Here is a 26,648-nt window from a genome sequence, read left to right as displayed (position 1 = left end):
TATTAAGTATAAGACAAACTGACATGTTTGCTTATCTGGACGAGAATTTTACAGTATTAACAAAAACATATTATAGCTAGAGAAGTTCTTACGATGACAACGCGCTACCTTTACTTTCATTTCCGCTTCAGCGGAATGTTTCGCAGTAAATTTAACTTTAAGTTTGGTGCCAATCGCTAAATCTTTATCATGAACAATCAACATGCCACGGCGAGAGATGTCGATACAAGTGGCTTCAATCACTGCTTCATCGTCTTCGTTATTGGTCAAAATGAGCTGCACCGGTTCGTTTTCCAAATCGAGTCGCATTGAGCCTCGTCGCTCAAGTTGCTGTAGTTCCGTGTTGTTCATAGTATCGCGTTCCTATTTGAGTCACGGTCTTGGTCTTATTTTGCCGTTTTTAGTCAAAACTGATTTATTAGAATAGCTACATTTTTATAACATAGTTGGGATATAAGTCAAATAAGTAATATTTTTAAGCGCTTAGCACAGGCAGTAATTGAATAATTAGCTACTTTAAGGCCTTTATACAAGATTTTACGTTATGGTTAAAGGTTATGGCTGTTGGTGGATAAGGGCGTCTTTATTCATATATGCTTTAGTATCAATCAAAGCCAACATCTCTGTTGGCTTGTATATAGTTTGGATGTCTTAAAAGCTCCCTACTTAAAAGCTCCAATGCCAAATTTGGCAACCATTGATTTTGGCGCGTTGTAATATATGCCGATCTCGTTCAGCATCTCGCTTGGTGGGATAGGGGCCCAACACCACGCGATACCAGGCGCCATTTTCCCCTTCGGTGCGCTTAATTTGACTTTCCAGGCCTGCAAAGGCAATTAAGGCTTTACTCTCTTCGGCGCGGTCTCGGCTACGGAAAGAAGCACACTGCATTTGGTAAGGGATGGCCGGCTGGCTTGGTTTGGCGGCCGGCTCAACTTCTACTTGCTTGTGTTCTAGCTCTTTAACATAGCTCCGCTCTTTTGGTGGCTCTGGCAGACTTGTTTTGGCCTTTGGCTTTGCGATGGGTTGTGGGTTTACCAACTCGCTGAGCTCGGGAGCTGGCGTGGGCGCGCTACCTTTAATATTAAATAGCAATACCGAGAAACCCACGATCGCTGCGATCACCGCGAGAGCTAAGGCGAAGGGGAAGCGTTTTTGATGACTGACCGCGCGGCTAGATCTAGCCGCGGGTTTTTTCTTAGGCTTGCTGCGCCCTACATAGTCCTTTGCCATGTTTACATCCGATCCAAAGTCTCGATCCCTAATAATGAAAGACCTTGATCTAACACTTTCGCTGTTAAAGCTGCTAAGCGCAGACGACTATGTTTCACCTCGCTCTCAACATCGTCCTTAAGGATTGGGCAAGCTTCATAGAAAGTCATAAATGCACCCGCGAGCTCGTAGAGGTAATTACACATCATGTGTGGCATACCTTTATCGGCTACATTGTTGACCGCATCGCTAAACTGAATTAATTTTTGTGCGAGAGCGATTTCGGCGTCTTCAGCCAATATAATGTTTTGCTCAAGGCTGTCGAGGTCGATTGCTGAGCGACGAAGAATAGATTGGATCCGAGTATAAGCATACTGTAAGTACGGTGCGGTATTGCCGTTGAAGGCCAACATGTTTTCCCAATCGAAGATGTAGTCGGTGGTACGGTTCTTCGATAAATCGGCGTATTTCACCGCGCCCATCGCGATTGCTTTGGCGGCCTCTAGTTGTTGCTCCGCATCCAGATCTCGAGACTTTTCAGCCACAATAACTTGTGCTCGCTGTTCCGCTTCTTCTAGTAAATCGACCAGCTTCACGGTACCGCCACTGCGGGTTTTGAAGGGGCGGCCATCTTTGCCTAGCATCATGCCAAAGGCGTGATGTTCTAGTGGCACCGACTCTGGCACATAACCAGCTTTGCGCACAATGTTCCAGGCTTGCATTAGATGTTGATGCTGACGGGAGTCGATAAAATATAAAACTCGGTCGGCATTTAAGTCTTGGTAACGGTATTTAGCACAGGCTATATCGGTGGTGGTGTACAAAAAACCACCATCTTTTTTCTGAATGATCACGCCCATTGGGTCGCCATCTTTATTTTTGTATTCGTCGAGGTAAACCACGGTTGCCCCGTTGTCTTCAACTGCTAAACCTTGTTGCTTTAAGTCGCGAACCACATCATGCAGCATGGGGTTATACATGCTTTCGCCCATCACGTCGTTTTTAGTTAGCGATACATTTAAACGGTCGTAAACAGATTGGTTATGATTCAAGGTGATGTCGACCAATTTGCGCCACATGGTATTACAGTATTCATCGCCACTTTGCAGTTTCACCACGTAGTTGCGCGCGCGCTTGGCAAAAGCTTCATCGCTGTCGTAACGCGCTTTAGATTCACGGTAGAACACTTCTAAATCGGCTAATTCAATATCGCCTGCGTCAGTACCGCGTTTTTCAACTTCTTCCAAGTTGGCGATTAACATGCCAAATTGAGTTCCCCAGTCGCCGATGTGATTGGCTCTAACCACCTTGTGGCCTAAAAACTCTAGGGTGCGAACCACCGCATCACCAATGATGGTAGAACGCAGGTGGCCCACGTGCATTTCTTTCGCAACGTTTGGCGCAGAGTAGTCAACCACAACGGTTTGTGCTTGTTCTGCCAATTTTACATTCGCCGAAGGAGAGCTCGACATGGCTTCAATTTGAGAGACCAGCCAATCATTATTAAGATAGAAATTAATGAAACCTGGGCCGGCAATGCTGGTTTTATCGATGAGTGTCGAACTTGGTAAATTATCGACAATCAACTGAGCTAGTTCACGAGGATTTTTCCCAGCGGGTTTGGCGGCCATTAAGGCAAGGTTGGTCGCTAAGTCGCCGTGAGCTTTATCCTTGGTTCGGTCAACTTGGATCCGAGGTTCGAATCCTTCAGGGAGCACCTGTTGTTGTTTCAGGGCAATGACCGTTTGTTCCAGAAGTTGTTGAATAAGCTCTTTCATGTAGGTTGACACCAATCTCGCGTAAATAAAATGTACAAGGCGGGCATTTTACCGACAATTGCCGCTGAAAACTATCTCTTATCTAGGCTAATTCGGTGTGATTTGATTTGATTGGAGCAAATCGCTACGCGCTTGGTTGTTGATGTTGCTGCTTTGCGTAAAGAGGCGTGTGATTACTGCATATCATAAGGGTCTATATCTAAGGACCAACGAACTTTACGGCTGAGTTTTAAGTTCTCCAATTGTGGTAACAGCCGATGGATAAGCTGATGTAGGCTGGTGCGCTGTTCCGCTTGAATTAATAGTTGCATCCGAAATTTTCCTGCGCGACGTGCTTGTGGCGCTGGGCAGGGAGGAAAAACCCAGCTATTCGCCTGCTGTAGTGGCTGGGCTAGTTGATAGAGCTGCTGGCTTAAGTCATGCACCGCCTGACCATCCACTGCTTCTAAGCGAAATAGCGCTTGAAAGCTAAAAGGGGGAAGTTCGGTGTCTTTGCGTTCATTAAGGGCAAAGCGCGCAAAGTGTTGGTAACCATTATTAATCAAGTCTTGCAGCAGTTCATGCTCAGGGTGATGAGATTGCAACATCACTTTCCCTTCTAAGTTGGCGCGCCCTGCTCGGCCAGCTACCTGCACATATAGTTGGGCCAGGCGTTCTGGGGCCCGAAAGTCGGAACAGAACAAGGCATGGTCGATATCGAGTAGGGCAACTAAGGTTACATTAGGGAAGTGATGTCCCTTGGCCAGCATTTGGGTTCCCAGCAAAATTTGATAGTGATTGTTATGGATCTGTTCCAACAATTGCTCCAAGCTGCCTTTGCGTCGTGTACTGTCTCGGTCGATCCGTGCCACTTTATATTCTGGGAAGATCTCCAGTAAGGCCTCTTGCAGTTGTTCGGTACCAAGGCCAGTGGTGACCAGATTGGTGGAACCACACTGTTGGCATTGATGTGGCACCGGTTGTTGGCTGCCACAGTGATGACAGGCCAAGTGACGGGGCTGCTGATGGTAGGTAAAATATGACTCGCAGCGTTCACACTCACAGACGTGCCCGCACTCATGACAGAGCAGGGCTGGCGCGTAACCTCGGCGATTTAAAAACAGCATCACCTGACGACCAGCCTTTAGCTCCATGCGCATTGCTTTCACTAAGGCGGGAGAAAGCCCCGAGTTGAGCGGTTGATGGCGAATATCCAGCAATTGTTGCTTGGCTAATACTGCATTACCTGCTCGTTGTTTGAGTTGTAGATGAACATAACGGCCGCTCAGGGCATTGTGCAGGCTCTCTAACGAAGGTGTGGCCGAGCCTAAGATGATAGGAATTTGTTCTAATCGAGCGCGTACAATGGCTAAATCGCGGGCGTGGTAACGAAAGCTGTCTTGTTGCTTAAAGGAGCTATCGTGCTCTTCATCGATGATGATTACGCCAGGCTTGGCCATCGGAGTGAACACCGCCGATCGGGTGCCAATGATGATGCCAGCTTCGCCTTGCTTCGCCTTGAGCCAAGCACTAAGCCTTTCACTATCATTCAGGCCCGAGTGGATCGCATAAACTGGAACTTCGAAGCGTTCGGCAAAACGAGCCAAGGTTTGTGGCGTGAGGCCAATTTCGGGAACCAGAACTAAAGCCTGCTGGCCCTTCGCCAGAACTTCGGCAATTACATTGAGATAGATTTCGGTTTTACCGGATCCGGTAATACCTTCAATGAGAAAGGCCTGAAAGCTCGATAGGCTTTGGTTGATGGCCGCTACCGCAATTGCTTGCTCAGGATTGAGCTGCAAGGCTTGGCTTTTGTTGGTCTGTTGTTGAGTCCAATCTGGCACGGTTGCGCGTGCTGTGACTTTTTCTAGCAAGCCTTTTTGCTGTAAGGCGGTGAGCGCAGAACGCGAGAAGTCTCGTTGTTTGGCTTGTTCATCGTTTAATTGAAAATCGGCTTGTTGTTGCAGCGCGCCAATGACTACACCTTGCTTGGGAGCACGCTTAAATTCTGCGAGCTTAGCTTGCTTGCCTTGTTCACTAAGGCGCCAGGCGACAATCGCTTTGGCCTGTGCGGGTTCGCCTTTACGTAACAGGCTGGGCAAGGCCTGGCTCAGTACGTCACCCAAACTATGGTGATAGTAGCTGCTGGCCCAATTTAATAGTTTAAATAGACTCGCGGGAAGTAAGGCCTGTTGATCGACAATTTGGCTAATGGTTTTTAATTTGTCGCTATCGATGTCACTATCATCGGGATGCTCCACCACCAAGCCAACTTTTTCACCTTTACCAAAGGGGACTTTGACCCGGGCACCGATCACTGGTATTGCCGAGTCATCGGATACTCGATAATCAAATAGTCGACGCAATGGAATTGCTAAAGCAACACGAACAATTAACACAAATTTATGAACCCATGAAAAAACCTGCCTCATTCTAAAGCTTGACTATGCATGGGGCAAATGAAGTCGCTGGTGTTTTTTTATCCGCGAATAGACCTTGAATACTTGCTAAGCGCGGAGCCATCCTATATGATCCGCCACCTAAAATTTATAGGCTCTGATAGAGTTGCTTTCGTGTGGTGTTTGGTGCCAATAGTGGTGATCAAATGGCGACGCGGCCCAAGTATTGAGGTAATCCATGAAAACTGATATCCATCCAACTTACGAACTACTTACTGCGACTTGTTCTTGCGGTAACGTAATCGAAACTAAATCGACTCGTACTGGTACTATGTTCCTAGACGTATGTGACAAATGTCACCCATTCTACACTGGTAAGCAACGTAACGTTGATACTGGTGGTCGTGTTGATCGTTTCAACAAAAAATTCGCTGTATTGGGCAAAAAATAAGCCAGCCTTATTTAAGCTTTACAGTAAAGAAAAAGCGCCGAAAGGCGCTTTTTTTGTGTCTGGTCATGATGCGAATGAGATATAAAGCAATTTTGCTCATAGCAGATTTGTATTTATTTTCGCTCAAATCGTTTTTCAGAAAGTCGCTTTACCTTTTTTGAGTTTTAGGGTTTTGCCATATAGCTAGATCTATAATGCTTGTCGTTGCCATCCACCATTTTTGGGCAGGTATAGTTTTGTCAGTTCAATTTCTCTTTCTTAGACTTTTATTTCGAAACAGTAGTAAAAAGTTGTACCGATCTGTGCGGGAATATCAGTTGCTTGTAGGGTCACTTTACCTCTCTTCCCTGACAGCACTGCGTTATTTGGAATATTTTTTCAGGGCGTTCCTTTGTAATTCTTGACTGTCCATATATTCCGTAATCGAGAATAGTTGAAGAGATTTCAGAGCTTGTTTCTGTGCTCGTGCATCCTGAGAGAAAAATCAGGGGCAGTGTAGAGTAGTATCATTCTTATTATTAAAACATAATTCCATTTTCGCTAAGAACCGTAGTTGCAAGTGAATAATAAGCAACTTGGTAGTTATGTCGAATGGATTACTGAATTGCATTGTCTAGACGACCTTGTAGCTCAGGGGTTATTACGAAGCTGTTTGCCCTGCAACAACGCCCTTTCTATCTAAGGTGATTGAGTAAAAGTAGTCGCCTCTATGTTTTTAAATTCACATAACCTTTCTTATTATAATGTTTTTATTGACATGCACTTTAAATTCAATAGGTTATGTTTTTTTTGAGAATGTTTAAGCGGAATGAATCTGTAGATATAGTTTCTTTATTTAGAGGGAGAAAACCATATTGAATTTTTGAAGGATTGTGTTGGGACGTTATATAGCAGTGTCAACAGTCGTAATTTAGAATTAAACAATTAAAAGGAATTTTTGCAATGAAAATATATTTTCAATTTGTAGTTAAGGTTATTTTAATCTGGTCGATTGCTGGGTCAAGCATTGCGGCAGTCATATTTACAGATGATTTTGATTCTGCCGCATCTCCTTTATGGGGAAATGAACAGGGTAGCTGGAATGATAAAGGTGGTGCATACCAGTCTACATCAGGGAATCAAGCATTTAGCTTGTTACCGACAGATTTAAGGGATTTTTCTGTTGAATTGGATATTAATGATGTATGGGATGGCGGTGTAGTTCTTCGTAGTTCATACAATGGGGGGCTTTTTAACGGAATAGCCTTAATCACAGGAGGTCTTGGTGGTGGAGGTACCGGGGTTTACTGGCACGAATTCGTAAATGGTGGCAATTCACCAGCTTTAAAGCATTCTGGTGCATTATTCCCATCTAAAAGTGATATTCATTTAAAAATCGATGTGTTCGGAGATACCTACTCAGCATTTGTGAATGGTACTTTGGTCACTACCTTAACCAGCAGTTTGTACAGCCAAGGACAAGTTGGCTTGTTTAATAACAGACTCGGTCAAAGTTTCGATAACATTAGTGTTTCATCTGTTCCCGAGCCATCCACGATATTTCTTGCGGCATTTGGTATTGCTGGCTTATGTATGTTTAGACGAAATAAAAAGTCATATAAAGTACAAGCAAGTGCTTAACTCTCTGCCGTGGGCGGTTGTTCCTGCAAGATAAGTGAGCTTATTCAAAAGTGTTTGTCTAGTATTTAACAAAAAAGCCGCTCAATGAGCGGCTTTGCAAAATCTTAATCTTCTTTATCCAATTCAGCTTCGGTGGCTTTTTCTAAGGCCGGGTCGGGTCTATCTTTTTGTAGATCGGCATCATCGGGCAGGGGTTGCCCAGTGTAAGCGTGTAAAAATGCTTCGCAGAGCAACTCGCTGTTGGTGGCGTGTCGTAGATTGTTAATTTGTCTACGGGTACGCTCATCGGTCAGTATTTTCAATACTTTTAAAGGTATTGATACCGTTATTTTTTTTACTTGTTCGCTTTTTTTTCCGTGTTCAGCATAAGGGCTGATCCACTCACCATTCCAATCTGTCGACATACTTGAATACACACCAAACCAAAGAAACCCTATTGTAACGGGGGAAAAGCCACTTAGCAATCCAAGAGCAAAGACATTTAGACGTCTAGAAGTGTTGACGTCTTTACGGGGAGTGGTAAAGTGGCAGCATAATTAGAGGGAGTCAGTGAACACATGTCATTAAAAGATCTTCACGCCGCCACCATTGCGGTTCGCAGTGGTATTGAGAGTGATAGCCAACACGGAGCGGTGGTTCCGCCAATTTATTTGTCGAGTAATTATAGTTTCGCCGATTTTAAGCAAAAGCGGCAGTTTGACTACAGTCGCTCTGGTAATCCAACCCGTCAAATATTAGCCGATGCGATTGCCAACCTAGAGCATGGTGCAGGGGCGGTGATCACCAATACCGGCATGTCGGCCGTTCATTTAGTGACCGCTTTGTTAGCGCCTGGCGATTTGTTGATCGCACCGCACGATTGTTATGGCGGAAGTTATCGCCTGTTTGACAGTTTGGCGAAGAAGCAGGCCTTTGAAGTCGAGTTTATCGATCAAAATGATAGCGAGAGCTTGCAAACCGCCCTCGCCAAGCAACCAAAGTTAATTTGGTTAGAAACTCCCAGCAACCCGTTATTGCGGATTGTGGATATTCAAAAAATAGCTCAACAAGCGCATGCTGTGGGGGCTTTGGTAGTTGTGGATAATACGTTTTTGTCGCCTGTATTACAGAATCCAATTTTACTGGGGGCCGATATTGTGGTGCATTCGGCGACTAAGTATATTAATGGTCACTCTGATGTGGTGGCGGGTATGGTTGTGGCAAAAACTGAGTTATTGGCAGAAAGCTTGAGCTGGTGGGCGAATTGTCTAGGTTTAACAGGCTCAGCCTTTGATTCCTATTTAACTCTGCGGGGCTTAAGAACTCTGAAAGCTCGGATGAATGTTCACCAACACAATGCTCAAACTATTGTTCAATGCCTGCAGCAGCAGCCTTTGGTGTCTGCGATTTATTATCCCGGCTTAGCAGAGCACCCCGGTCATGCGTTAGCCCAACAACAACAATCTGGCTTTGGAGCTATGTTAAGCTTTGAAGTTGCGCTAGATGAAACTCAAATGGTGAAATTTCTGAAAGGCTTACAGTTGTTTTCTTTGGCTGAGTCTTTGGGCGGGGTAGAGAGTTTAATCGCTCATCCAGCAACTATGACCCACGCGGCAATGTCGCCTGAGGCATTGGCCGAAGCGGGAATATCGGCGCAATTGTTACGGGTATCGGTTGGTTTAGAAGAAGCGGAAGATTTAGTGAATGATTTACAGCAGGCATTTGCCAATCTTTCGTTTGGCTAAAAGTTGTACAGGAGAACTTCATGTCGGTAGTTAATAGACATGTCCATAAATTTGGTGGCAGTAGCCTCGCTGACGCTAGCTGTTTCAAACGAGTGGCGGGTATTGTTGCGCAGCATTCGCAAGCGCAAGATCTCATTGTGGTATCGGCTGCGGGTAAAACCACCAATCGTTTGTTGAATATCATTGATTTGGCGAAACAAGCCGATAATGCCGCTGCGGAAGCTTTAGCCGCTTTGATTCAGTTTCAGGCGCAGCTAGTTAAGGATTTATTGAGTGAATCGAGGGCGCAAGTGATCGAGCGAGAGCTTGTCGCAGAGCATCGACAAATTGCTCATTTGCTAGAGGCGGATATTAATGCCTTTATCATTAACGAACTACTCTCTTATGGTGAGCGTTGGTCAGCAAGATTATTGGCCGCCCTTTTAAGCGAACAAGACTGTGCTGCGGAGTGGATGGATTCACGACAGTTTTTCAAAGCCGAATTAGCGGCCCAACCGCAGGTAGATGTTGCGCGCAGTACCCCCTTGTTGGCGGCGTGTTTAGCGGATAAACCCGCTTGCCGAATTGTGGTGACAGGTTTTATTTGCAGTGATAGCGAACAACGCACGGTGACGCTTGGGCGTAATGGCAGTGATTACTCTGCAACCGAATTGGCGGCTTTAGCCGATGCTGTCTCGACCACGATTTGGAGTGATGTTGCGGGAATTTACAGTGCCGACCCGCGCTTAGTGAAAGATGCTCATTTGTTAGATCATTTAGCTTTAAATGAAGCCGCTGAATTATCAAGGATTGGTACCTCGGTACTTCATGCTCGAACGCTAGAGCCGCTGGCTCGCTCTCGGCAACGCTTAAGCTTACGTTGTAGTTATGCTCCCAATGATGGACAAACTCAAATCCATCGGAAAGAAGCCAAAAAAACCGCCGCAAAAATAGTCACCTCGGTGGATGACGTGGTGTTGTTAGAGCTGACATTTACTGAACATTTCCAGCAAAATGCCAGCGCGCTGTTAAGTGCGTTGGCAAGTGTGCAGCTGGCCCCGACCACGCGTCATAAACATACTGAAACTGGCTCGCTACGGATGGCCTACACGCGCGAGCTAGTTGCGGAGGCATTGACCAAGATTGACCAGTTGGCGGTGCAGTATCAGGTGCAACAAGTCGAACGTACCGAAGGTTATTGTTTAGTGGCCTTAGTCGGCGCTGGGGTTTGTGATAATCCTCAACAATGTTACTTGTTCTTTCAGCAACTAGCCGAGCAACCTTTAGAGTTTATTCATTCCAGCTCCGATAAAATGAGCCTGTGTGCGGTGGTACGTAAAATTACCTTGGAGCCAGTATTAATCGAGCTTCATAGTAACTTATTTAAACAGCGCCGTAAGGTTGGTGTGGTGGTGTTTGGCAAAGGCAACATTGGGGCTCAGTGGCTGAGCTTGTTTAACGAGCAACAAAGTTTGTTGGAGCAACAATATAAACTCGAGCTTTGTCTCGCTGGAGTGTTTACTAGCCAATCAGGACAACTCGATTTTGCTGGCTTGAGCCTTGCGCAAGCCTTCGATGATAGTTTAGCTCAGCCCTTGTTATGGCCGGAAGTATTGGCGCAACTGAAGCGGCATCCTTTTAATGAACTAGTGGTGTTGGATATTACCGCCAGTGAATCCTTAAGCGCGTATTATCATGAGTTTGCCAAGCTTGGTCTGCATCTGATTACCGCCAATAAACTTGCCGGAGCCAGTGCTTCAGCGAATTTTGAGCAGCTCAGTCAGAGTTTTCGTGACCATGGCTGCAAATGGTTAGCCAATGCCACGGTTGGTGCGGGACTGCCAATCCAGTCGAGTATTCAGCAGTTGCGGCAAGCGGGGGATCAGATCCTTGCTATTTCTGGAATATTTTCCGGTACTTTAAGTTGGTTATTTCAACAATATGATGGTTCTAGTCCATTTTCTGAGTTGCTGGTGGATGCGCTCAATCAAGGGTTGACCGAGCCCGATCCTCGAGATGATCTTTCGGGTAAGGATGTGCAGCGAAAATTACTGATCTTAGCCCGAGAGGCTGGTCTCAAGCTTGAGTTAGCGGATATTCAATTAGCTTCTCTGGTGCCAGAAGCCTTAGCAGAATTAGAACTTGAGCAGTTTATTGAACAGCTGAGTGATTTAGATGAGCCGATGTTGCAGGCGGTGCAGGATGCCCAGCGTCAAGGCAAGGTGATCCGCTATCTCGCCAGAGTCGACCATCAGGGCAAGGCTGAGGTCGGTTTACAGGCGATAGATGCACGGCATCCATTTGCCAACCTCAAACCCTGTGACAATGTTTTTGCGGTTGAAAGTCAGTGGTACCAGCAAAATCCTCTCGTCATTCAAGGTCCCGGAGCAGGCAGAGCCGTGACCGCAGGAGCGCTGCAAGCCGATTTAGTGAGTCTTTGTCAGTATTTGGCTTAAGTGAATTTAGCATTGTGGCTTTGCTCGAGCTGTTTCGCTTAGATTAGAGAATTGAAATCTCACATAAAAAAGGCCTCCTAAACAGGAGGCCAAACAGGGTATATAAGGGTGTACAAACGTGAGAAGGTAAAGTGCTATTTAACTAGCAGCAAGCGCCCACTCAATCCACTTACTGCTATTTCGAAATGGTCTATATCAATGACGATCTCTGCGCCTGTGATTAAGTCGATAAGGGTACGGGTATCATCCAGTAAATCAGCGGCCAGACGGACCTTTTTTTCATCTGATGAAACGTTTAATAAATACACAACTTGCTGTTCTTTAGTCGTTTTTAATACGGCTAATAGATCTTTGTCGGCGTAGAGGTTCTGTACGCTACCTTGATATAGTGCTGGATTATTTTGCCGAACTCCCATCAATTGACTAACATAGTCCATCAGCGCTTGCTGTTCACGACTTGGGGTGAAACCATCGGTAACCCCTTTTATATGAGCGCTGGAGCGAGCAACATGGTCGTCACATAAACCTTGTGCTGCGCATACGCTGTTGTCTACTTGCGCGGCAAAGTTGGCAACTTCATCACCAATCTCATCACCGTAGTACAAGGTAATCGGTCCGCTATAGGCGGCCATATAAGAGAAAGCCGCTTTATGTCTCTCCCAATAATGGCTTAAGCCACCACGCTGAATCAGATCGCCGAAGCGAACTAAATCATGGTTGCCGAGCATTAAATTAGCTTGGGCGTGATCAGGATAAGAATTATGATCGCTCCAGCTGGCGGTTAAGGTGCTGGCATCGTGATCCCCTGAGCCACTTTCTTCTACCGCTAAGGTCTGTACGAGCGCATAACGACGGTTAAAATCGAAGGCCGAGGGCAGGGCTGGAGACGAATTACTGCCATAAGCGCTAGCTACGATTTCACTATTCCCATTCCATACCTCGGCAACCATATAGCCTAGGGTGCCCCATTGATTTCCGTTGACCTGGCACTTGCTGGCCTTGGCATTGTTGGCACTGGCATCTTTGACGGTTTGATGAATTTGTTGCCAGGCACTGAGCGGGACTTGATAGGCTTGATCTAAACGCCATCCGTCTAAACATAATTCGCTGGTCCAGTATTCCGCCACTTCCTGGTAAAAAGCGAGGGTATCGCTGTTGGAATAATCCACAGGATTTGAGCCTCCGGCAGGGCTGAGCCCTTTTGGAGAAGTGACAAGGTTGCCTTTATGGTGGCCAAAAACACCGTCAAAGAATACGTATAAGCCTTTTTCATGAGCTTTAGTCACTAATTCTTCAGCCAGCGCTTTGGTCCCGAAATTAGGATCAATCTTAAAGTAGTTACTGGCAAAGTAACCTGTAGCATCTAGTTTGTCTGTCCATTCATCTTGGCCGTTGGTCGCAATAGACTCAAAGATCGGGGTGAGCCAGATGGCATTCATGCCTAAGGCTTTAATGTAGTCAAGAGAATCAATAATTCCCTGCAAGTCGCCGTTGTGATGGCTGGTGCCATAACCAGCACCATAATCAAACGAGCTATCTCCATCAACAAAGGATTCGGTCATGACTTGATAAATGCGCAAATCACAAAATTCACCAGTGGCGTTTTCACAGGGCAGGCGTTGTTGAGCACTCTCGGCCGAGCTGGTGATGTTGATGGCGTCATTGGTTGGTGTGGTGCTATTTCCATTTCCAGCATCACTGCCACCACCACAAGCACTTAAGCTGATGATGATAGAGATCGATAAAATGCTTTTTAACCAACTCATTTTACTTCCTTGATAAATACCATAAGGGGAAAGGGCAAGTTAATCACAGCTTTGCATGACTAGATACTCGGTAACGTTTTCAAGATAATAGAAAATTGAGCTGGCTCGCATCTTTTTTGTTATTGATAAATAAAGAATTTTTTGAAAGGGTTTTCATGTCAGGTAAACAAGTTACGCTTGTCTGTGGAGACGAAATGTGATGTTTTTAATCAGTTTCAACTTGGGTTTTTTTCAGTGCTAGGTATGATGCAGCATATAAGTAGAGGGGAAGCTATGAGTGGCGTTAGGGCACAGCAAAAAGAAAAAACACGCAGAGCGATTATCGAAGCCGCGTTTAGCCAATTAAGTGCGCAGCGCAGTTTTTCCAGTTTAAGTCTGCGCGAAGTCGCTCGAGAAGCGGGGATTGCACCGACTTCTTTCTATCGTCATTTCTCTGATATGGAAGAGTTGGGTTTAACCCTGGTTGATGAGGGGGGCTTAACCTTACGCCAGTTAATGCGCCAAGCCCGGCAACGCATTATTGCCACCGGAGGTAGTGTTATTGGAACCTCGGTCGCGACTTTCATGGAATTTGTCTACAATAACCCCAATGTATTCCGCTTGTTGTTACGTGAGCGTTCGGGAACGTCGCCAGCATTTCGGGCTGCCGTAGCGCGAGAAATAGCGCATTTTATTGCAGAGCTGACTGACTATTTAGAACATCAATATCGCTGTCCAAGAGAAGACGCGCAGATGCAAGCCGAAGCGATGGTGATTATTGTGTTTAATGCTGGGGCTTCAGCTTTAGATTTAGCTGAGTTTGATCGCCAACAATTGGCCGAGAAAACCATCAAACAACTTCGGATTGTGGCAAAAGGTGCCGCTTTGTATAATCGTTCTCAAACACTGAGTTAAGAGGTGCATATGCAAGTCAGTAAAACTTTATTATTGTTGTCGTTTATTGCTGGTGTGAGTGGTAATGCTAGTCTTGCTCTGTTTACTGTTGCCGAGCAAGCATTTTCGATATTTCCTATTATTGCGTTTATATTGGCGGTGACGCAACTGTACCAGATTTATCTACATCAAGATCTGAGTGAAGACTCTCCTCTAACGAGTGTGGCTGCATTTTTATTGGGGGCGTTGGCTTACTCTGCAATGTTACGAACTCAATTCCCGGAAATCGGGAGTAACTTGTTAGTATTGATTTTATGTCTTGCGATCGGTCTTTGGTTGATGTTTAGATTGGGCGGTTTTAAGCGCTAATCTACACCAACTAATGGTTCAATTGTTGCTGCCAAGCTTTGTCTGCGGTGGCTTGATAGGTCTGCCAGTGTCCCTTTAGCCAACGTTGGCGGCCTTTCTCTGCATAAAATAAGTGCAGTTCGTCGTCAAAAAATTCCCAGACTTGCCCATTAGTGGCGACTAAACCTTCGCCCGTTGATAGGGCGTTAGCGCAAAAGCCATTGTAGCGAGGACGATATCGTTCTGGATCTTCGGCAAATTTATTGGCACTTTGCTGACTTGCAAAATACCAATCGGCATTATTCCAACGGACTAAATAATCTTGTTTACCCTGTAAAATACGGCGCGCGCCAAGCTGGTGGGCGCGGTGTTGGCTTAGCACATCGACACCACCGATAGCCTTATCACTCCAAAAACTTTTACTTACTGGCTCGCCAGCATAGCAATTCAAGCTAATTACAAAAATAATTCCAGTAATAATTGAATGAAACATAAGCCCCCTATCAGATCTATATCTGATAGACCGGGCTGCTTAAGAAGCGCTTTCATTAATATGCCTAACGACGCTGCAGATAGAGCCCCACTTCTATATGATCGGTGTAAGGAAATTGGTCAAATAGAGCCCAATGGCTAATCTGATGGGTACGACTTAAGACTTGCAGGTTGTTATATAGAGTATTGGGATTACAAGATACGTAGACGATGTTGTCGTAGTCTTGCACCATCCTTAAGGTGGCGTCATCTAAACCGGCACGAGGTGGATCAACTAATATGGTGTCGCACTGATAATCACTTAAGTCTACTTGGGCTTCTTTTAGGCGGCGAAACTCACGTTCACCTAACATGGCCTGAGTGAATTCTTCGGCGGATAGACGAAGAATTTTCACATTATTAATGTGATTGGCTTTGATATTGTATTGTGCGGCTTCAACTGAGGGCTTGGCTATCTCGGTGGCTAAAACGCGTTGGAAGTTTTTCGCAAGTGCTAGTGAAAAATTGCCGTTACCACAGTAGAGTTCGAGCAGATCGCCCTGGCTGTTGGCAGTTGCCTGTAACGCCCATTCCAACATATGTTGGTTGACGACGGCATTTGGCTGGGTAAAGCTATTTTCAATTTGCTGGTAAATGAGCTGCTTACCGGCAACTTCAAGTACTTCGTTAACCCTATCTTGTTCCAAACATATTTTTTGCTTACGTGAGCGACCGATCAGTTGTAGTGAAAATAGCTTCGATAGTTCTGCTTTTAGTTGCTCGGCAGCGGTCCGCCATGCTTCATCAATCGGTTTATGGTAAAGCAAGCTCACGATTACCTCGCCACTAAGAGTGGAAAGAAAGTCGACTTGGAATAGTTTATGACGCAAAACTTGCTCAGATTTGAGCTGTTCGATTAATAGCGGCATTAGGCGGTTAATTAACGCGCTTGCCGGCGGAAAGCTGTCGACTCTGAATTTTTGTTTGGTTGCTGGATCAAACATGATGTAGTAGAGGTCATCACCTTCGTGCCACATTCTAAATTCGGCACGCATCCGATAATGTTTGCTGGCTGAGCTGAAAATGCTAGGTTCAGGAGGATTAAATTCAGCAAATTGTTCGCGGCGTTTAGCGACCTTTTCGGCCAACAGTTGTTGGTATTTTTCTGGATAGTATGCAATTGCGCTCATGACCGCTCCTCAAATTTAGCAAGGAGCGCAATTTAAAGGCGCATTGCTTGCTTGTCCAGTTTATCTACAATAATAGTGAGATTATTTCTAAAGTTTTAAATACAGTCGCCGATAAGTTGTGACTAGGGTAAATCCAGGGGGCGTTATGAACGAACTTAAAGGCATAGGCAATTCGCCAATCCAGCAATATGCTGAGCGCTTATTGCAGCAGTCCACGCCGACTATCGCAAAGGGCAATCAATTAGCTAATGATAAGGCTAGTTTTAATCAGCAGGACCTGGTGGCCAGCCATGTATTGTTGAGTTCGATTGAAAAGCATACCTTGTCGATTGCTGGTGGTGGGGTTAGTTTAGCCAAACCACAACAACCCAGTATATTTGATGCCGAAGAAGTGGCGAAGAATGTGCTTAATTTTGTTGCAACGACCTTATATGGTGCCAAGCAGGCTGGGATGCCAGAAGAACAGTTGCAAGAAATGATGGCTCAAGCGCGTAAGGGTGTGGATATGGGGTTTGCTGGAGCCCGTGAAGACCTTAGTGACTCAGGGATCCTTAATGAAGAGTTAGAAAAAGGCATTGATAAGAGTTATGACTTGATCCAAGACGGTTTAGAAAAAATCGAAGCGGGTGACTACGAGATACAAAACTCTCCAATATTTAGTCAACTCGCCATGGGAAATAGTCAATCGGCAAGCATGGAGTTGGAAACGGCAGAGGGTGACAAAGTTACCATTAGTTATGGGAGTCAGTTGGCAGCCAGTTACCGAGAAGATCAGTCATCTTTTCAGGCATCGTTTTCTTCACAGCAGCAGTTTAGTTTTTCCGTTGAAGGCGACCTGAATGATGATGAGTTGGCTGCGATCGCCGATTTAGTGAAACAAGTGGATAAAGTGGGGCAGCAGTTTTTCTCGGGGAATCTGGATCAGGCGTTTGATCAGGCCTTAAACATTGGGTTTGATGAGCAACAGTTAGTTGGTTTTGCGGTGAACTACCAGCAACAACAAACGGTGGCGGTGACTCAGGCCTACCAACAAACAGCGGAGAAAAGCGCTGAGAATAGCACTGCTGGTTCAGAGCTAGTCCCCGACTTAAGTGAGTTTTTAGGTGCTTGGCAGGACATTCAAGCCAAAATGAGCGCTTTGTTTGCTCAACCAGAATCCGCGGCCGAAACCCTACTTAATGGGGTTTTACCTGTTTCTAGCCCTTCGGAAGGAGAAGCGAAACAAGCCGATGTTGAACGGTTTAAAGGTTTCGCTGAGCGTATGGCCGATGTGCTTGCTGAATATAATCAAAAACGCGCGGCGGATGAAGCGACATCCGGCACTATTAGTTAATTTCATGTTTGCATAAAGTAAATGAAATAGGCTGTTCATTCACCAAGTGCTGGCTTATACTCTCGCCCGCTGTGGTGCTTGAGCTAGCGAAGTTCAGGCTTAATAGGGAATCTGGTTAAAGTCCAGAACTGACGCGCAGCGGTAAAGAGGAACGAAAGCTCAAGGATTGGCCTTTTCCAAGGATCTCCAGACACTGTTTGTCCGCAAACGGGAAGTCGTAGCCGTAGTAAATAAAGTCCCCCCGCCTCTAAGTCCGAATACCTGCCACATCGCACATGCTATTTAGCAGCAAACTACGACGCGAGAATTAGGATTATATCGATGAAGAAGTTCATATTACTGGCCGCAGTAGCGCCAGCTTTCGGCTATGCCCAAGAAACCCCTCAAGAACAAACGACCATGGTGGTGACCGCCAATCGTATACAGCAAAGTGCTACGAGCGTAATCGCGCCACTCACGGTGATCAGTCGCGGTGAAATAGAAAGTAGTGGTGCGCAAGATATTGTTGGTATTCTCAACCAACAGGTTGGTATTAGTGTCAACCGTAATGGCGGTAAAGGACAAAACGAGAGTGTGTTTATTCGCGGCTCAAGCTCTGCACAATCTTTGTACCTCATCGATGGCGTACGTATTAATACTGCCACTAGTGGTGGCGCTCAAATGTCATTACTGCCATTAGAATTCGTTGAGCGCATTGAGATTATACGAGGGGCTCGTGCGTCAGTATATGGCGCAGATGCTGTGGGTGGGGTCATCAACATTATCACGCGGCCGGAGTTTGGTAGTCAGTATTTTGGGATAAAAGCTGCGCTTGGCAATCATGAGAGTCGACGTTTAGCTGGGCGAGTTAATACCCCGATTGGTGAGTCGACTCAGTTGAATGCGATCCTCAATGGTGAGCGTAGTGAAGGTTATAATTTTAGACCAAGCAGCGAACTGGACGAGGTTTATGGATATGAATCCTTCGGTGGCTTACTGAGCATCGAGCATCAGTTCAGTGAAGCTTGGTCGGGCGGGGCCATGATATTGATGAATGATGGCGAAAATGAGTATATCTCCACGCAGTACGATTCATCTTATAATCCCTACGATGAAAAATGGCAAACCAAACAAAGGCAGAAAGTATATGCTGTGAATCTTGATTACAGTGATGACGCTTGGTTTAGCCATCTAGCACTGAATTATACCGAAAACCGTTCCAATGACGGCCCCGCTGATCAATATGCGGTGGTTTATCGTTATGTGACGGAGCGGCATAGTGCGAATTGGTTGTTAGCGCGTCAATTGAACAACAACTGGTTGTTACAAGGTGGTTTAGATTATCAAAAAGATGATATCTCAGGTTCCAAAACTACATATTTAAAAAGTACTCGTAATAATAAAGCCGCCTACCTCGGGGTTCGTGCCGATTACATCCGCCATTTACTGGAAGCCAGTTTACGCCAGGATAACAATCAGCACTATGGTGAACACACCACCTATAACCTGGCTTGGGCTTGGCAGTTACAGGATAATTTACGTTTTAATGCCTTGCATGGCACTGCCTTTAGAGCGCCAACCTTTAACGATCTATACTACCCGGGCAGTGAAACCCCCAATCTTAAAGCCGAAACTTCCAGTAATTCGGAATTTGGTTTTGCTTTAGACTTAATTCAAAGTCAGTGGCAGTTTAATATCTTCCGTAATGATGTTGACGATTTGATTGCTTGGGCGCCGGGGGAGGGTGGTTTATGGAAACCAGGAAATGTCTCTGATGCTCGGATCCAGGGCATTGAAGTACAGGGCGATTTTTCGACCGCCTGGCTGAATCATCGGGTTATTCTCGAGCATCTTGACGCGAAAGATCGTCAAAGCGATAAATACTTGGTGCGTCGTCCACAGGAGCAAGTCAAGTACAAGCTAGATGCGCAGTGGCATGCTTTGCAAGTGGTGGTGGATTATCTATGGCGAGGCGAGTCTTATAATGACGACGCAAATACGCTTGTGTTGGATAGTTATAGTACTTGGGATATTGGTGCGAATTATCGCTTTGCGAACGGCTTTAAGCTCGATGCCAAGTTAGCCAATGTATTTAATAAGCAATATGCCACAGTGCGCAATTATCAAGCCCAAGGTCGCAGCTTTGAGTTAGCAGCAAGCTATCAGTTCTAAAGTAAACGACTAGTGCTTTGCTAAACACTTCGCATTGCCAGCCAGCGTTAGCGTGATTACACTAGCGCTGGTGATTTACGAATTGGGTTTATTTACGCGATGCATGTGCTTGTTTTCGATTCCGGAGTCGGCGGTCTCTCGGTCCTTGAGTCTGTTCAATTACTTAATCCACATCTGCAATATAGTTATTTGTTTGATAACCATTATTTTCCTTACGGTGAACTGAGCGAGCCGGAGTTAATTGAACGGGTTTGTGAGCTAGTTGCGGTCGCAGTGGCGAAACTACAGATAGATATGGTGGTGATCGCCTGTAATTCGGCCAGTACCTTAGCGCTACCCAAATTGCGTTCGCAGCATGCCATTCCAATCGTTGGGGTGGTGCCAGCGATAAAATTAGCGGCAAGTAGGAGTCAAACGGGACACTTTGGCATATTGGCAACGCCGGGAACGGTAGAGCGTCAATATACGGCACAGCTAATTCAGGACTTTGCAGCGAATTGTATAGTTGAACTGATTGGCAGCACTGAATTGGTGGTATTGGCAGAGCGTAAGTTAGCGGGAGAGTTCATCGACAGCAGAGCAGTGCATGACATTGTTGCTTCATGGTTAGCCATGGAAGATTTAGATACAGTGGTACTCGGTTGCACTCACTTCCCTCTACTAAAAGACGAGCTAAGCCAAGTATTAGGTGAAAAGGTTCAATTAATCGATTCTGGTCCAGCCATCGCCAAACGAGTGCAACACTTAGCTGGTGATTGCAATCGCATTGTATTCGACCATAAAAAAGCGGAAGTTAGTGCTTACTGCACTTTAACTTCCGCTAATACAGGCCTAGTTGACCAATTAACTGCTTATGGGATCAATTCTTTACAGTTAATAGACTAAGCTTCTTTACGTTCGTTGGCTTCGCGAACTTTTAAGGTACGTTGTTGAAACTCGTATTCGTTTAAGGCTGCGACCGCTTTGCCTGCATCTTCGCTAGCCATTTCCACAAAACCAAAGCCACGACGTTTGCCAGTTTGTTTATCTTTCAATAATCGAACTGAGACTACTTGACCATACTCAGAAAATAACTTGCGGATAGCTGATTCGTTAGCACGATAAGGCAGATTGCCGACGTATAGCGTTTGGGTATCAATGGCTTCGCCTAAGTTGTCTTCAGTTGAATCAGTTTGTGGTTCACTGTTTGATGGGCCAGCGGAGCTTAATAATACAATGGCTCCTCCAACAATCACTGCGACTGACAAATATAAAGGTTGGAGAGGTGCTACCGCGCCAGCGACGAAATAGGCTGCAATTGCGACTGCAATTAGAAACACGATGGATAGACTAGGATTTTTCATAATAAATTCAATGCTCAATGTATTCGAAATAATGGAAAGCAACTTAATTTAACAAAATTGCGACATCATGTTAGCCAGCTTTTATCGGATAAGCTAGAAAATGTACAATTTCTCTAGCAGAAACATGCTAAATGACACAATTACTATTAATTCATAGCCTTGTTTTACCCAAAAGGTGCAGTTTTGTGGATAAGTTTGTGGATATTCTGTGGCTTTGTTGGGGGCAATCAAAATATCTCAAAATAACTGCAATTTTCTTCAAAAAAGGCTTGCACCGTAAGCGCGGATCCCTATAATGCGACTCCACTGACACGGCAGGCAGCACGCAATAGCGCAGCAGCAAGCGGTCAGGGTTGGTAAGGCCTGAGGCTTTATTAGCGGCGGTTAAACGCTTCAAACTTTCCTTAGATAAGTTCTTCGGAAAAGATTGAAAAAAGCGGTTGACAGTCACCGAGGATGGCGTAGAATGCGCACCTCGCTTCGCAAGAAGCAACGCTCTTTAACAATTTATCAAGCAATCTGTGTGAGCACTCACAGAGCACTAAGCGAAAAAAATTAGCTTAAGTGGACTGGAGTGACACACTGTTTTAACAGTAATAATTTCAGTATTTACTTTGAGCGAAAAAACTTTGATTGAAGAGTTTGATCATGGCTCAGATTGAACGCTGGCGGCAGGCTTAACACATGCAAGTCGAGCGGTAACATTTCTAGCTTGCTAGAAGATGACGAGCGGCGGACGGGTGAGTAATGCTTGGGAATATGCCTTTACGTGGGGGACAACAGTTGGAAACGACTGCTAATACCGCATAATGTCTTCGGACCAAAGGAGGGGACTCTTCGGAGCCTTTCGCGTAGAGATTAGCCCAAGTGGGATTAGCTAGTTGGTGGGGTAATGGCTCACCAAGGCGACGATCCCTAGCTGGTTTGAGAGGATGATCAGCCACACTGGGACTGAGACACGGCCCAGACTCCTACGGGAGGCAGCAGTGGGGAATATTGCACAATGGGCGAAAGCCTGATGCAGCCATGCCGCGTGTGTGAAGAAGGCCTTCGGGTTGTAAAGCACTTTCAGTTGTGAGGAAGGCAATATGCTTAATACGTATATTGTTTGACGTTAGCGACAGAAGAAGGACCGGCTAACTCCGTGCCAGCAGCCGCGGTAATACGGAGGGTCCGAGCGTTAATCGGAATTACTGGGCGTAAAGCGTACGCAGGCGGCTTTTTAAGCCAGATGTGAAATCCCCGGGCTCAACCTGGGAATGGCATTTGGAACTGGGAAGCTAGAGTTTTGTAGAGGGTGGTAGAATTTCAGGTGTAGCGGTGAAATGCGTAGAGATCTGAAGGAATACCAGTGGCGAAGGCGGCCACCTGGACAAAAACTGACGCTCATGTACGAAAGCGTGGGGAGCAAACAGGATTAGATACCCTGGTAGTCCACGCCGTAAACGATGTCTACTAGTTGTCTGTGGGTTTAACCCGTGGGTAACGCAGCTAACGCATTAAGTAGACCGCCTGGGGAGTACGGCCGCAAGGTTAAAACTCAAATGAATTGACGGGGGCCCGCACAAGCGGTGGAGCATGTGGTTTAATTCGATGCAACGCGAAGAACCTTACCTGCCCTTGACATACTAAGAACTTTCCAGAGATGGATTGGTGCCTTCGGGAGCTTAGATACAGGTGCTGCATGGCTGTCGTCAGCTCGTGTCGTGAGATGTTGGGTTAAGTCCCGCAACGAGCGCAACCCTTATCCTTATTTGCCAGCACGTGATGGTGGGAACTCTAGGGAGACTGCCGGTGATAAACCGGAGGAAGGTGGGGACGACGTCAAGTCATCATGGCCCTTACGGGCAGGGCTACACACGTGCTACAATGGCATGTACAGAGGGATGCGAACTCGCGAGAGCAAGCGGACCCCAGAAAGCATGTCGTAGTCCGGATCGGAGTCTGCAACTCGACTCCGTGAAGTCGGAATCGCTAGTAATCGTGGATCAGAATGCCACGGTGAATACGTTCCCGGGCCTTGTACACACCGCCCGTCACACCATGGGAGTGGGCTGCAAAAGAAGTGGGTAGTTTAACCTTCGGGAGGACGCTCACCACTTTGTGGTTCATGACTGGGGTGAAGTCGTAACAAGGTAGCCCTAGGGGAACCTGGGGCTGGATCACCTCCTTATTATGAACGTTTATGTTTTGTGAAGTGTTCACACAGATTGCTTGATAGAAAGTAGAGAGAAGTTGACACCTGTTTAGGTCTGTAGCTCAGCTGGTTAGAGCGCACCCCTGATAAGGGTGAGGTCGGCAGTTCAAGTCTGCCCAGACCTACCAAGGTGCAACTTTTAGTAAGAAATGGGGCTATAGCTCAGCTGGGAGAGCGCCTGCCTTGCACGCAGGAGGTCTGCGGTTCGATCCCGCATAGCTCCACCACTTCTTACCTAAAAACCAAAGATAAGTCGCCAAAAGATGGCCATTTAGCTTTGGTTTTTTTGTGAACCAATGCTCTTTAACAATTTGGAAAAGCTGATAAAAAATATCTCAAAAATACGAGTTAAATAACAAGTGTTTTTGGTATTCAAAAAAATAAGGTGATCGTACTCGAGTGGCAGGATTTATACAGCCTGACCATTCAAGTGATTTAAGCGACAACATTTAGGTGTTGTATGGTTAAGTGACTAAGCGTATACGGTGGATGCCTTGGCAGTCAGAGGCGATGAAGGACGTGTTAATCTGCGATAAGCCATGTTGAGTCGATAAAAGACGCAATAGACATGGATTTCCGAATGGGGAAACCCACTGCATTTTATGCAGTATCGTAACGTGAATACATAGCGTTACGAGGCGAACCCGGGGAACTGAAACATCTAAGTACCCGGAGGAAAAGAAATCAACCGAGATTCTGGTAGTAGCGGCGAGCGAACCCGGATTAGCCCTTAAGCTTCTTATAATTTAGTGGAACAAGCTGGAAAGTTTGGCCGTAGCGGGTGATAGCCCCGTACACGAAAGGTGATTTGAAGTGAAAACGAGTAGGACGGCACACGTGATATGTTGTCTGAATATGGGGGGACCATCCTCCAAGGCTAAATACTCCTGACTGACCGATAGTGAACCAGTACCGTGAGGGAAAGGCGAAAAGAACCCCTGTGAGGGGAGTGAAATAGAACCTGAAACCGTATACGTACAAGCAGTGGGAGCCTCTTTGTGGGGTGACTGCGTACCTTTTGTATAATGGGTCAACGACTTAATTTCAGTAGCAAGGTTAAGCGAATAGCGGAGCCGTAGGGAAACCGAGTGTTAACTGCGCGCATAGTTGCTGGGATTAGACCCGAAACCCGGTGATCTAGCCATGGGCAGGTTGAAGATTGGGTAACACCAATTGGAGGACCGAACCGACTAATGTTGAAAAATTAGCGGATGACTTGTGGCTGGGGGTGAAAGGCCAATCAAACCGGGAGATAGCTGGTTCTCCTCGAAAGCTATTTAGGTAGCGCCTCGGACGAATACTAGTGGGGGTAGAGCACTGTTAAGGCTAGGGGGTCATCCCGACTTACCAACCCTTTGCAAACTCCGAATACCACTAAGTACTATCCGGGAGACACACGGCGGGTGCTAACGTCCGTCGTGAAAAGGGAAACAACCCAGACCGTCAGCTAAGGTCCCAAAGTCATAGCTAAGTGGGAAACGATGTGGGAAGGCTTAGACAGCCAGGATGTTGGCTTAGAAGCAGCCATCATTTAAAGAAAGCGTAATAGCTCACTGGTCGAGTCGGCCTGCGCGGAAGATGTAACGGGGCTAAGCTATGCACCGAAGCTACGGGTACTTGCTTTGCAAGTGCGGTAGAGGAGCGTTCTGTAAGCCGTTGAAGGTGATTCGTAAGGATTGCTGGAGGTATCAGAAGTGCGAATGTTGACATGAGTAACGATAAAGGGGGTGAAAAGCCCCCTCGCCGAAAGACCAAGGTTTCCTGTTCAATGTTAATCAGAGCAGGGTGAGTCGGCCCCTAAGGCGAGACTGAAAAGTGTAGTCGATGGGAAACAGGTTAATATTCCTGTACTTCGTATAATTGCGATGGGAGGACGGAGAAGGCTAGGCCAGCGCGGCGTTTGGTTGTCCGCGTTTAAGGTTGTAGGCTGGACACTTAGGAAAATCCGGGTGTCTAAGGCTGAGGATTGATGACGAGTCACTAAGGTGATGAAGTGGTTGATGCCCTGCTTCCAGGAAAAGTCTCTAAGCTTCAGATTATACGAAACCGTACCCCAAACCGACACAGGTGGTTGGGTAGAGAATACCAAGGCGCTTGAGAGAACTCGGGTGAAGGAACTAGGCAAAATGGTACCGTAACTTCGGGAGAAGGTACGCTGCTGTTGGTGATGGGACTTGCTCCCTGAGCTGACGGCAGTCGCAGATACCAGTTGGCTGCAACTGTTTATTAAAAACACAGCACTGTGCTAAATCGAAAGATGACGTATACGGTGTGACGCCTGCCCGGTGCCGGAAGGTTAATTGATGTGGTTAGCGCAAGCGAAGCTATTGATCGAAGCCCCGGTAAACGGCGGCCGTAACTATAACGGTCCTAAGGTAGCGAAATTCCTTGTCGGGTAAGTTCCGACCTGCACGAATGGCGTAATGATGGCCAAGCTGTCTCCACCCGAGACTCAGTGAAATTGAAATTGCCGTGAAGATGCGGTGTACCCGCGGCTAGACGGAAAGACCCCGTGAACCTTTACTACAGCTTGACACTGAACATTGACCCTACATGTGTAGGATAGGTGGGAGGCTTTGAAGCGTTGTCGCTAGATGATGTGGAGCCGACCTTGAAATACCACCCTTGTAGTGTTGATGTTCTAACGTTGTCCCGTTATCCGGGATGCGGACAGTGTCTGGTGGGTAGTTTGACTGGGGCGGTCTCCTCCCAAAGAGTAACGGAGGAGCACGAAGGTTGGCTAAGTACGGTCGGACATCGTACGGTTAGTGCAATGGCATAAGCCAGCTTAACTGCGAGACAGACACGTCGAGCAGGTACGAAAGTAGGTCATAGTGATCCGGTGGTTCTGTATGGAAGGGCCATCGCTCAACGGATAAAAGGTACTCCGGGGATAACAGGCTGATACCGCCCAAGAGTTCATATCGACGGCGGTGTTTGGCACCTCGATGTCGGCTCATCACATCCTGGGGCTGAAGTCGGTCCCAAGGGTATGGCTGTTCGCCATTTAAAGTGGTACGCGAGCTGGGTTTAGAACGTCGTGAGACAGTTCGGTCCCTATCTGCCGTGGGCGTTTGAGAATTGAAGGGAGCTGCTCCTAGTACGAGAGGACCGGAGTGGACGAACCGCTGGTGTTTGGGTTGTTATGCCAATAGCATTGCCCAGTAGCTACGTTCGGAACTGATAACCGCTGAAAGCATCTAAGCGGGAAGCAGGCCTTGAGATTAATTCTCACTAGGACTTTAAGTCCTCTGAAGGGCCGTTGGAGACTACAACGTTGATAGGCAAGGTGTGTAAGTGCTGTGAGGCATTGAGCTAACTTGTACTAATTACCCGTGAGGCTTAACCATACAACACCTAAAGGGTGTTGCTTATAGA

Annotated in this window: 18 protein-coding genes, 2 tRNA genes, 2 rRNA genes and 1 riboswitch; of the genes, 13 read left to right on the top strand and 9 right to left on the bottom strand. The window is 46.4% G+C overall.

Features of this window, described 5'->3' with window-relative positions; genetic code table 11:
• Nucleotides 1-48: 48 nt before the first annotated feature.
• From ACRRS1_RS19920 to priA, 4 genes are all read right to left on the bottom strand, one after another.
• Complete coding sequence (locus ACRRS1_RS19920; RefSeq protein ID WP_432455777.1) at nucleotides 49-351, bottom strand: PilZ domain-containing protein; 303 nt, start codon at nucleotides 349-351, stop codon at nucleotides 49-51.
• A gap of 315 nt (nucleotides 352-666) precedes the next feature.
• Nucleotides 667-1,233 (bottom strand): SPOR domain-containing protein, encoded by a 567-nt coding sequence (locus ACRRS1_RS19915; protein WP_432468881.1) that lies wholly within the window; start codon nucleotides 1,231-1,233, stop codon nucleotides 667-669.
• Nucleotides 1,234-1,235: 2 nt separating this feature from the next.
• Nucleotides 1,236-2,990, bottom strand: a complete 1,755-nt coding sequence (gene argS / locus ACRRS1_RS19910; RefSeq protein ID WP_432463888.1) for an arginine--tRNA ligase — start codon at nucleotides 2,988-2,990, stop codon at nucleotides 1,236-1,238.
• A 173-nt stretch (nucleotides 2,991-3,163) separates the two neighbouring features.
• Nucleotides 3,164-5,401 (bottom strand): primosomal protein N', encoded by a 2,238-nt coding sequence (priA, locus tag ACRRS1_RS19905; protein WP_432460265.1) that lies wholly within the window; start codon nucleotides 5,399-5,401, stop codon nucleotides 3,164-3,166.
• A gap of 205 nt (nucleotides 5,402-5,606) precedes the next feature.
• Between priA and rpmE the strand changes: the two genes are divergently transcribed.
• Nucleotides 5,607-5,819, top strand: a complete 213-nt coding sequence (rpmE, locus tag ACRRS1_RS19900; protein ID WP_432455781.1) for a 50S ribosomal protein L31 — start codon at nucleotides 5,607-5,609, stop codon at nucleotides 5,817-5,819.
• A 942-nt stretch (nucleotides 5,820-6,761) separates the two neighbouring features.
• On the top strand, nucleotides 6,762-7,439 hold the full coding sequence (locus ACRRS1_RS19895; RefSeq protein ID WP_432455782.1) for a PEP-CTERM sorting domain-containing protein: 678 nt from the start codon (nucleotides 6,762-6,764) through the stop codon (nucleotides 7,437-7,439).
• Between the two features lie 104 nt (nucleotides 7,440-7,543).
• Here ACRRS1_RS19895 and metJ read toward each other — a convergent pair whose 3' ends face one another.
• A complete protein-coding gene (gene metJ / locus ACRRS1_RS19890) occupies nucleotides 7,544-7,843 on the bottom strand; it encodes a met regulon transcriptional regulator MetJ (RefSeq protein WP_432455783.1) in 300 nt (99 codons plus the stop codon).
• Between the two features lie 153 nt (nucleotides 7,844-7,996).
• On the opposite strand from metJ, the gene metB reads away from it, so the two are divergent.
• Both metB and metL read left to right on the top strand, forming a co-directional pair.
• Nucleotides 7,997-9,163, top strand: coding sequence for a cystathionine gamma-synthase (gene metB / locus ACRRS1_RS19885; RefSeq protein WP_432455784.1), 1,167 nt, complete (start codon nucleotides 7,997-7,999; stop codon nucleotides 9,161-9,163).
• Nucleotides 9,164-9,183: 20 nt separating this feature from the next.
• Entirely contained in the window at nucleotides 9,184-11,598 is a 2,415-nt protein-coding gene (metL, locus tag ACRRS1_RS19880) for a bifunctional aspartate kinase/homoserine dehydrogenase II (RefSeq protein ID WP_432468882.1), read from the top strand.
• 134 nt (nucleotides 11,599-11,732) lie between these two features.
• On the opposite strand, the gene ACRRS1_RS19875 is transcribed toward metL, so the two are convergent.
• Nucleotides 11,733-13,364, bottom strand: a complete 1,632-nt coding sequence (locus ACRRS1_RS19875; RefSeq protein ID WP_432468883.1) for an alpha-amylase family glycosyl hydrolase — start codon at nucleotides 13,362-13,364, stop codon at nucleotides 11,733-11,735.
• Between the two features lie 273 nt (nucleotides 13,365-13,637).
• Here ACRRS1_RS19875 and fabR point away from each other — a divergent pair, with 273 nt between their 5' ends.
• Together fabR and ACRRS1_RS19865 are read left to right on the top strand one after the other, a co-directional pair.
• Nucleotides 13,638-14,258 carry an HTH-type transcriptional repressor FabR gene (fabR, locus tag ACRRS1_RS19870; RefSeq protein ID WP_432455787.1) on the top strand — a complete coding sequence of 207 codons (621 nt, stop codon included), beginning with the start codon at nucleotides 13,638-13,640 and terminating at the stop codon, nucleotides 14,256-14,258.
• A gap of 9 nt (nucleotides 14,259-14,267) precedes the next feature.
• On the top strand, nucleotides 14,268-14,606 hold the full coding sequence (locus ACRRS1_RS19865) for a DUF1422 family protein (RefSeq protein ID WP_432455788.1): 339 nt from the start codon (nucleotides 14,268-14,270) through the stop codon (nucleotides 14,604-14,606).
• A 10-nt stretch (nucleotides 14,607-14,616) separates the two neighbouring features.
• Here the strand turns inward: ACRRS1_RS19865 and ACRRS1_RS19860 are convergent, their stop codons facing one another.
• Together ACRRS1_RS19860 and trmA are read right to left on the bottom strand one after the other, a co-directional pair.
• A complete protein-coding gene (locus tag ACRRS1_RS19860; protein ID WP_432455789.1) occupies nucleotides 14,617-15,078 on the bottom strand; it encodes a YHS domain-containing (seleno)protein in 462 nt (153 codons plus the stop codon).
• 64 nt (nucleotides 15,079-15,142) lie between these two features.
• Nucleotides 15,143-16,246, bottom strand: a complete 1,104-nt coding sequence (gene trmA / locus ACRRS1_RS19855; protein ID WP_432468884.1) for a tRNA (uridine(54)-C5)-methyltransferase TrmA — start codon at nucleotides 16,244-16,246, stop codon at nucleotides 15,143-15,145.
• A gap of 145 nt (nucleotides 16,247-16,391) precedes the next feature.
• On the opposite strand from trmA, the gene ACRRS1_RS19850 reads away from it, so the two are divergent.
• The 3 genes from ACRRS1_RS19850 to murI all read left to right on the top strand — a co-directional run bounded on the left by ACRRS1_RS19850 (nucleotide 16,392) and on the right by murI (nucleotide 20,615).
• A complete protein-coding gene (locus ACRRS1_RS19850; RefSeq protein WP_432468885.1) occupies nucleotides 16,392-17,579 on the top strand; it encodes a DUF5610 domain-containing protein in 1,188 nt (395 codons plus the stop codon).
• 55 nt (nucleotides 17,580-17,634) lie between these two features.
• A riboswitch (cobalamin riboswitch) is annotated at nucleotides 17,635-17,862 on the top strand.
• A 38-nt stretch (nucleotides 17,863-17,900) separates the two neighbouring features.
• Nucleotides 17,901-19,730: a TonB-dependent receptor domain-containing protein gene (locus ACRRS1_RS19845; RefSeq protein ID WP_432468886.1), complete on the top strand. Its 1,830-nt coding sequence runs from the start codon at nucleotides 17,901-17,903 to the stop codon at nucleotides 19,728-19,730.
• A 99-nt stretch (nucleotides 19,731-19,829) separates the two neighbouring features.
• Nucleotides 19,830-20,615 (top strand): glutamate racemase, encoded by a 786-nt coding sequence (gene murI, locus ACRRS1_RS19840; RefSeq protein WP_432468887.1) that lies wholly within the window; start codon nucleotides 19,830-19,832, stop codon nucleotides 20,613-20,615.
• Here murI and ACRRS1_RS19835 read toward each other — a convergent pair.
• Nucleotides 20,612-21,073, bottom strand: coding sequence for an RNA recognition motif domain-containing protein (locus tag ACRRS1_RS19835; RefSeq protein WP_432455794.1), 462 nt, complete (start codon nucleotides 21,071-21,073; stop codon nucleotides 20,612-20,614). The two genes, murI and ACRRS1_RS19835, sit on opposite strands and share 4 nt — an antisense overlap.
• A 630-nt stretch (nucleotides 21,074-21,703) precedes the next feature.
• On the opposite strand from ACRRS1_RS19835, the gene ACRRS1_RS19830 reads away from it, so the two are divergent.
• The 4 genes from ACRRS1_RS19830 to ACRRS1_RS19815 all read left to right on the top strand — a co-directional run bounded on the left by ACRRS1_RS19830 (nucleotide 21,704) and on the right by ACRRS1_RS19815 (nucleotide 26,620).
• A 16S ribosomal RNA gene (locus tag ACRRS1_RS19830) occupies nucleotides 21,704-23,246 on the top strand.
• A 75-nt stretch (nucleotides 23,247-23,321) separates the two neighbouring features.
• Nucleotides 23,322-23,398: transfer RNA gene (locus tag ACRRS1_RS19825), tRNA-Ile, on the top strand.
• Between the two features lie 23 nt (nucleotides 23,399-23,421).
• Nucleotides 23,422-23,497 (top strand) — tRNA-Ala (locus ACRRS1_RS19820).
• 235 nt (nucleotides 23,498-23,732) lie between these two features.
• Nucleotides 23,733-26,620: ribosomal RNA gene (locus ACRRS1_RS19815) — 23S ribosomal RNA — on the top strand.
• The 16S and 23S rRNA genes sit together here with 2 tRNA genes alongside, the layout of an rRNA operon.
• The last annotated feature ends 28 nt before the right edge of the window (nucleotides 26,621-26,648 follow it).

Origin of the sequence: Agarivorans sp. Z349TD_8 (assembly GCF_050870825.2) — a bacterium.
Lineage (GTDB): Bacteria > Pseudomonadota > Gammaproteobacteria > Enterobacterales > Celerinatantimonadaceae > Agarivorans.
The sequence above is the reverse complement of the archived record's forward strand: the minus strand, read 5'-3'. Positions and strand labels throughout refer to the sequence as shown.

Bases quoted from the DNA above. Each gene is read 5' to 3' on its own strand.
- ACRRS1_RS19920 (WP_432455777.1), bottom strand. From the start codon at position 351: ATGAACAACACGGAACTACAGCAACTTGAGCGACGAGGCTCAATGCGA.
- ACRRS1_RS19915 (WP_432468881.1), bottom strand. From the start codon at position 1,233: ATGGCAAAGGACTATGTAGGGCGCAGCAAGCCTAAGAAAAAACCCGCG.
- argS (WP_432463888.1), bottom strand. From the start codon at position 2,990: ATGAAAGAGCTTATTCAACAACTTCTGGAACAAACGGTCATTGCCCTG.
- priA (WP_432460265.1), bottom strand. From the start codon at position 5,401: ATGAGGCAGGTTTTTTCATGGGTTCATAAATTTGTGTTAATTGTTCGT.
- rpmE (WP_432455781.1), top strand. From the start codon at position 5,607: ATGAAAACTGATATCCATCCAACTTACGAACTACTTACTGCGACTTGT.
- ACRRS1_RS19895 (WP_432455782.1), top strand. From the start codon at position 6,762: ATGAAAATATATTTTCAATTTGTAGTTAAGGTTATTTTAATCTGGTCG.
- metJ (WP_432455783.1), bottom strand. From the start codon at position 7,843: ATGTCGACAGATTGGAATGGTGAGTGGATCAGCCCTTATGCTGAACAC.
- metB (WP_432455784.1), top strand. From the start codon at position 7,997: ATGTCATTAAAAGATCTTCACGCCGCCACCATTGCGGTTCGCAGTGGT.
- metL (WP_432468882.1), top strand. From the start codon at position 9,184: ATGTCGGTAGTTAATAGACATGTCCATAAATTTGGTGGCAGTAGCCTC.
- ACRRS1_RS19875 (WP_432468883.1), bottom strand. From the start codon at position 13,364: ATGAGTTGGTTAAAAAGCATTTTATCGATCTCTATCATCATCAGCTTA.
- fabR (WP_432455787.1), top strand. From the start codon at position 13,638: ATGAGTGGCGTTAGGGCACAGCAAAAAGAAAAAACACGCAGAGCGATT.
- ACRRS1_RS19865 (WP_432455788.1), top strand. From the start codon at position 14,268: ATGCAAGTCAGTAAAACTTTATTATTGTTGTCGTTTATTGCTGGTGTG.
- ACRRS1_RS19860 (WP_432455789.1), bottom strand. From the start codon at position 15,078: ATGTTTCATTCAATTATTACTGGAATTATTTTTGTAATTAGCTTGAAT.
- trmA (WP_432468884.1), bottom strand. From the start codon at position 16,246: ATGAGCGCAATTGCATACTATCCAGAAAAATACCAACAACTGTTGGCC.
- ACRRS1_RS19850 (WP_432468885.1), top strand. From the start codon at position 16,392: ATGAACGAACTTAAAGGCATAGGCAATTCGCCAATCCAGCAATATGCT.
- ACRRS1_RS19845 (WP_432468886.1), top strand. From the start codon at position 17,901: ATGAAGAAGTTCATATTACTGGCCGCAGTAGCGCCAGCTTTCGGCTAT.
- murI (WP_432468887.1), top strand. From the start codon at position 19,830: ATGCATGTGCTTGTTTTCGATTCCGGAGTCGGCGGTCTCTCGGTCCTT.
- ACRRS1_RS19835 (WP_432455794.1), bottom strand. From the start codon at position 21,073: ATGAAAAATCCTAGTCTATCCATCGTGTTTCTAATTGCAGTCGCAATT.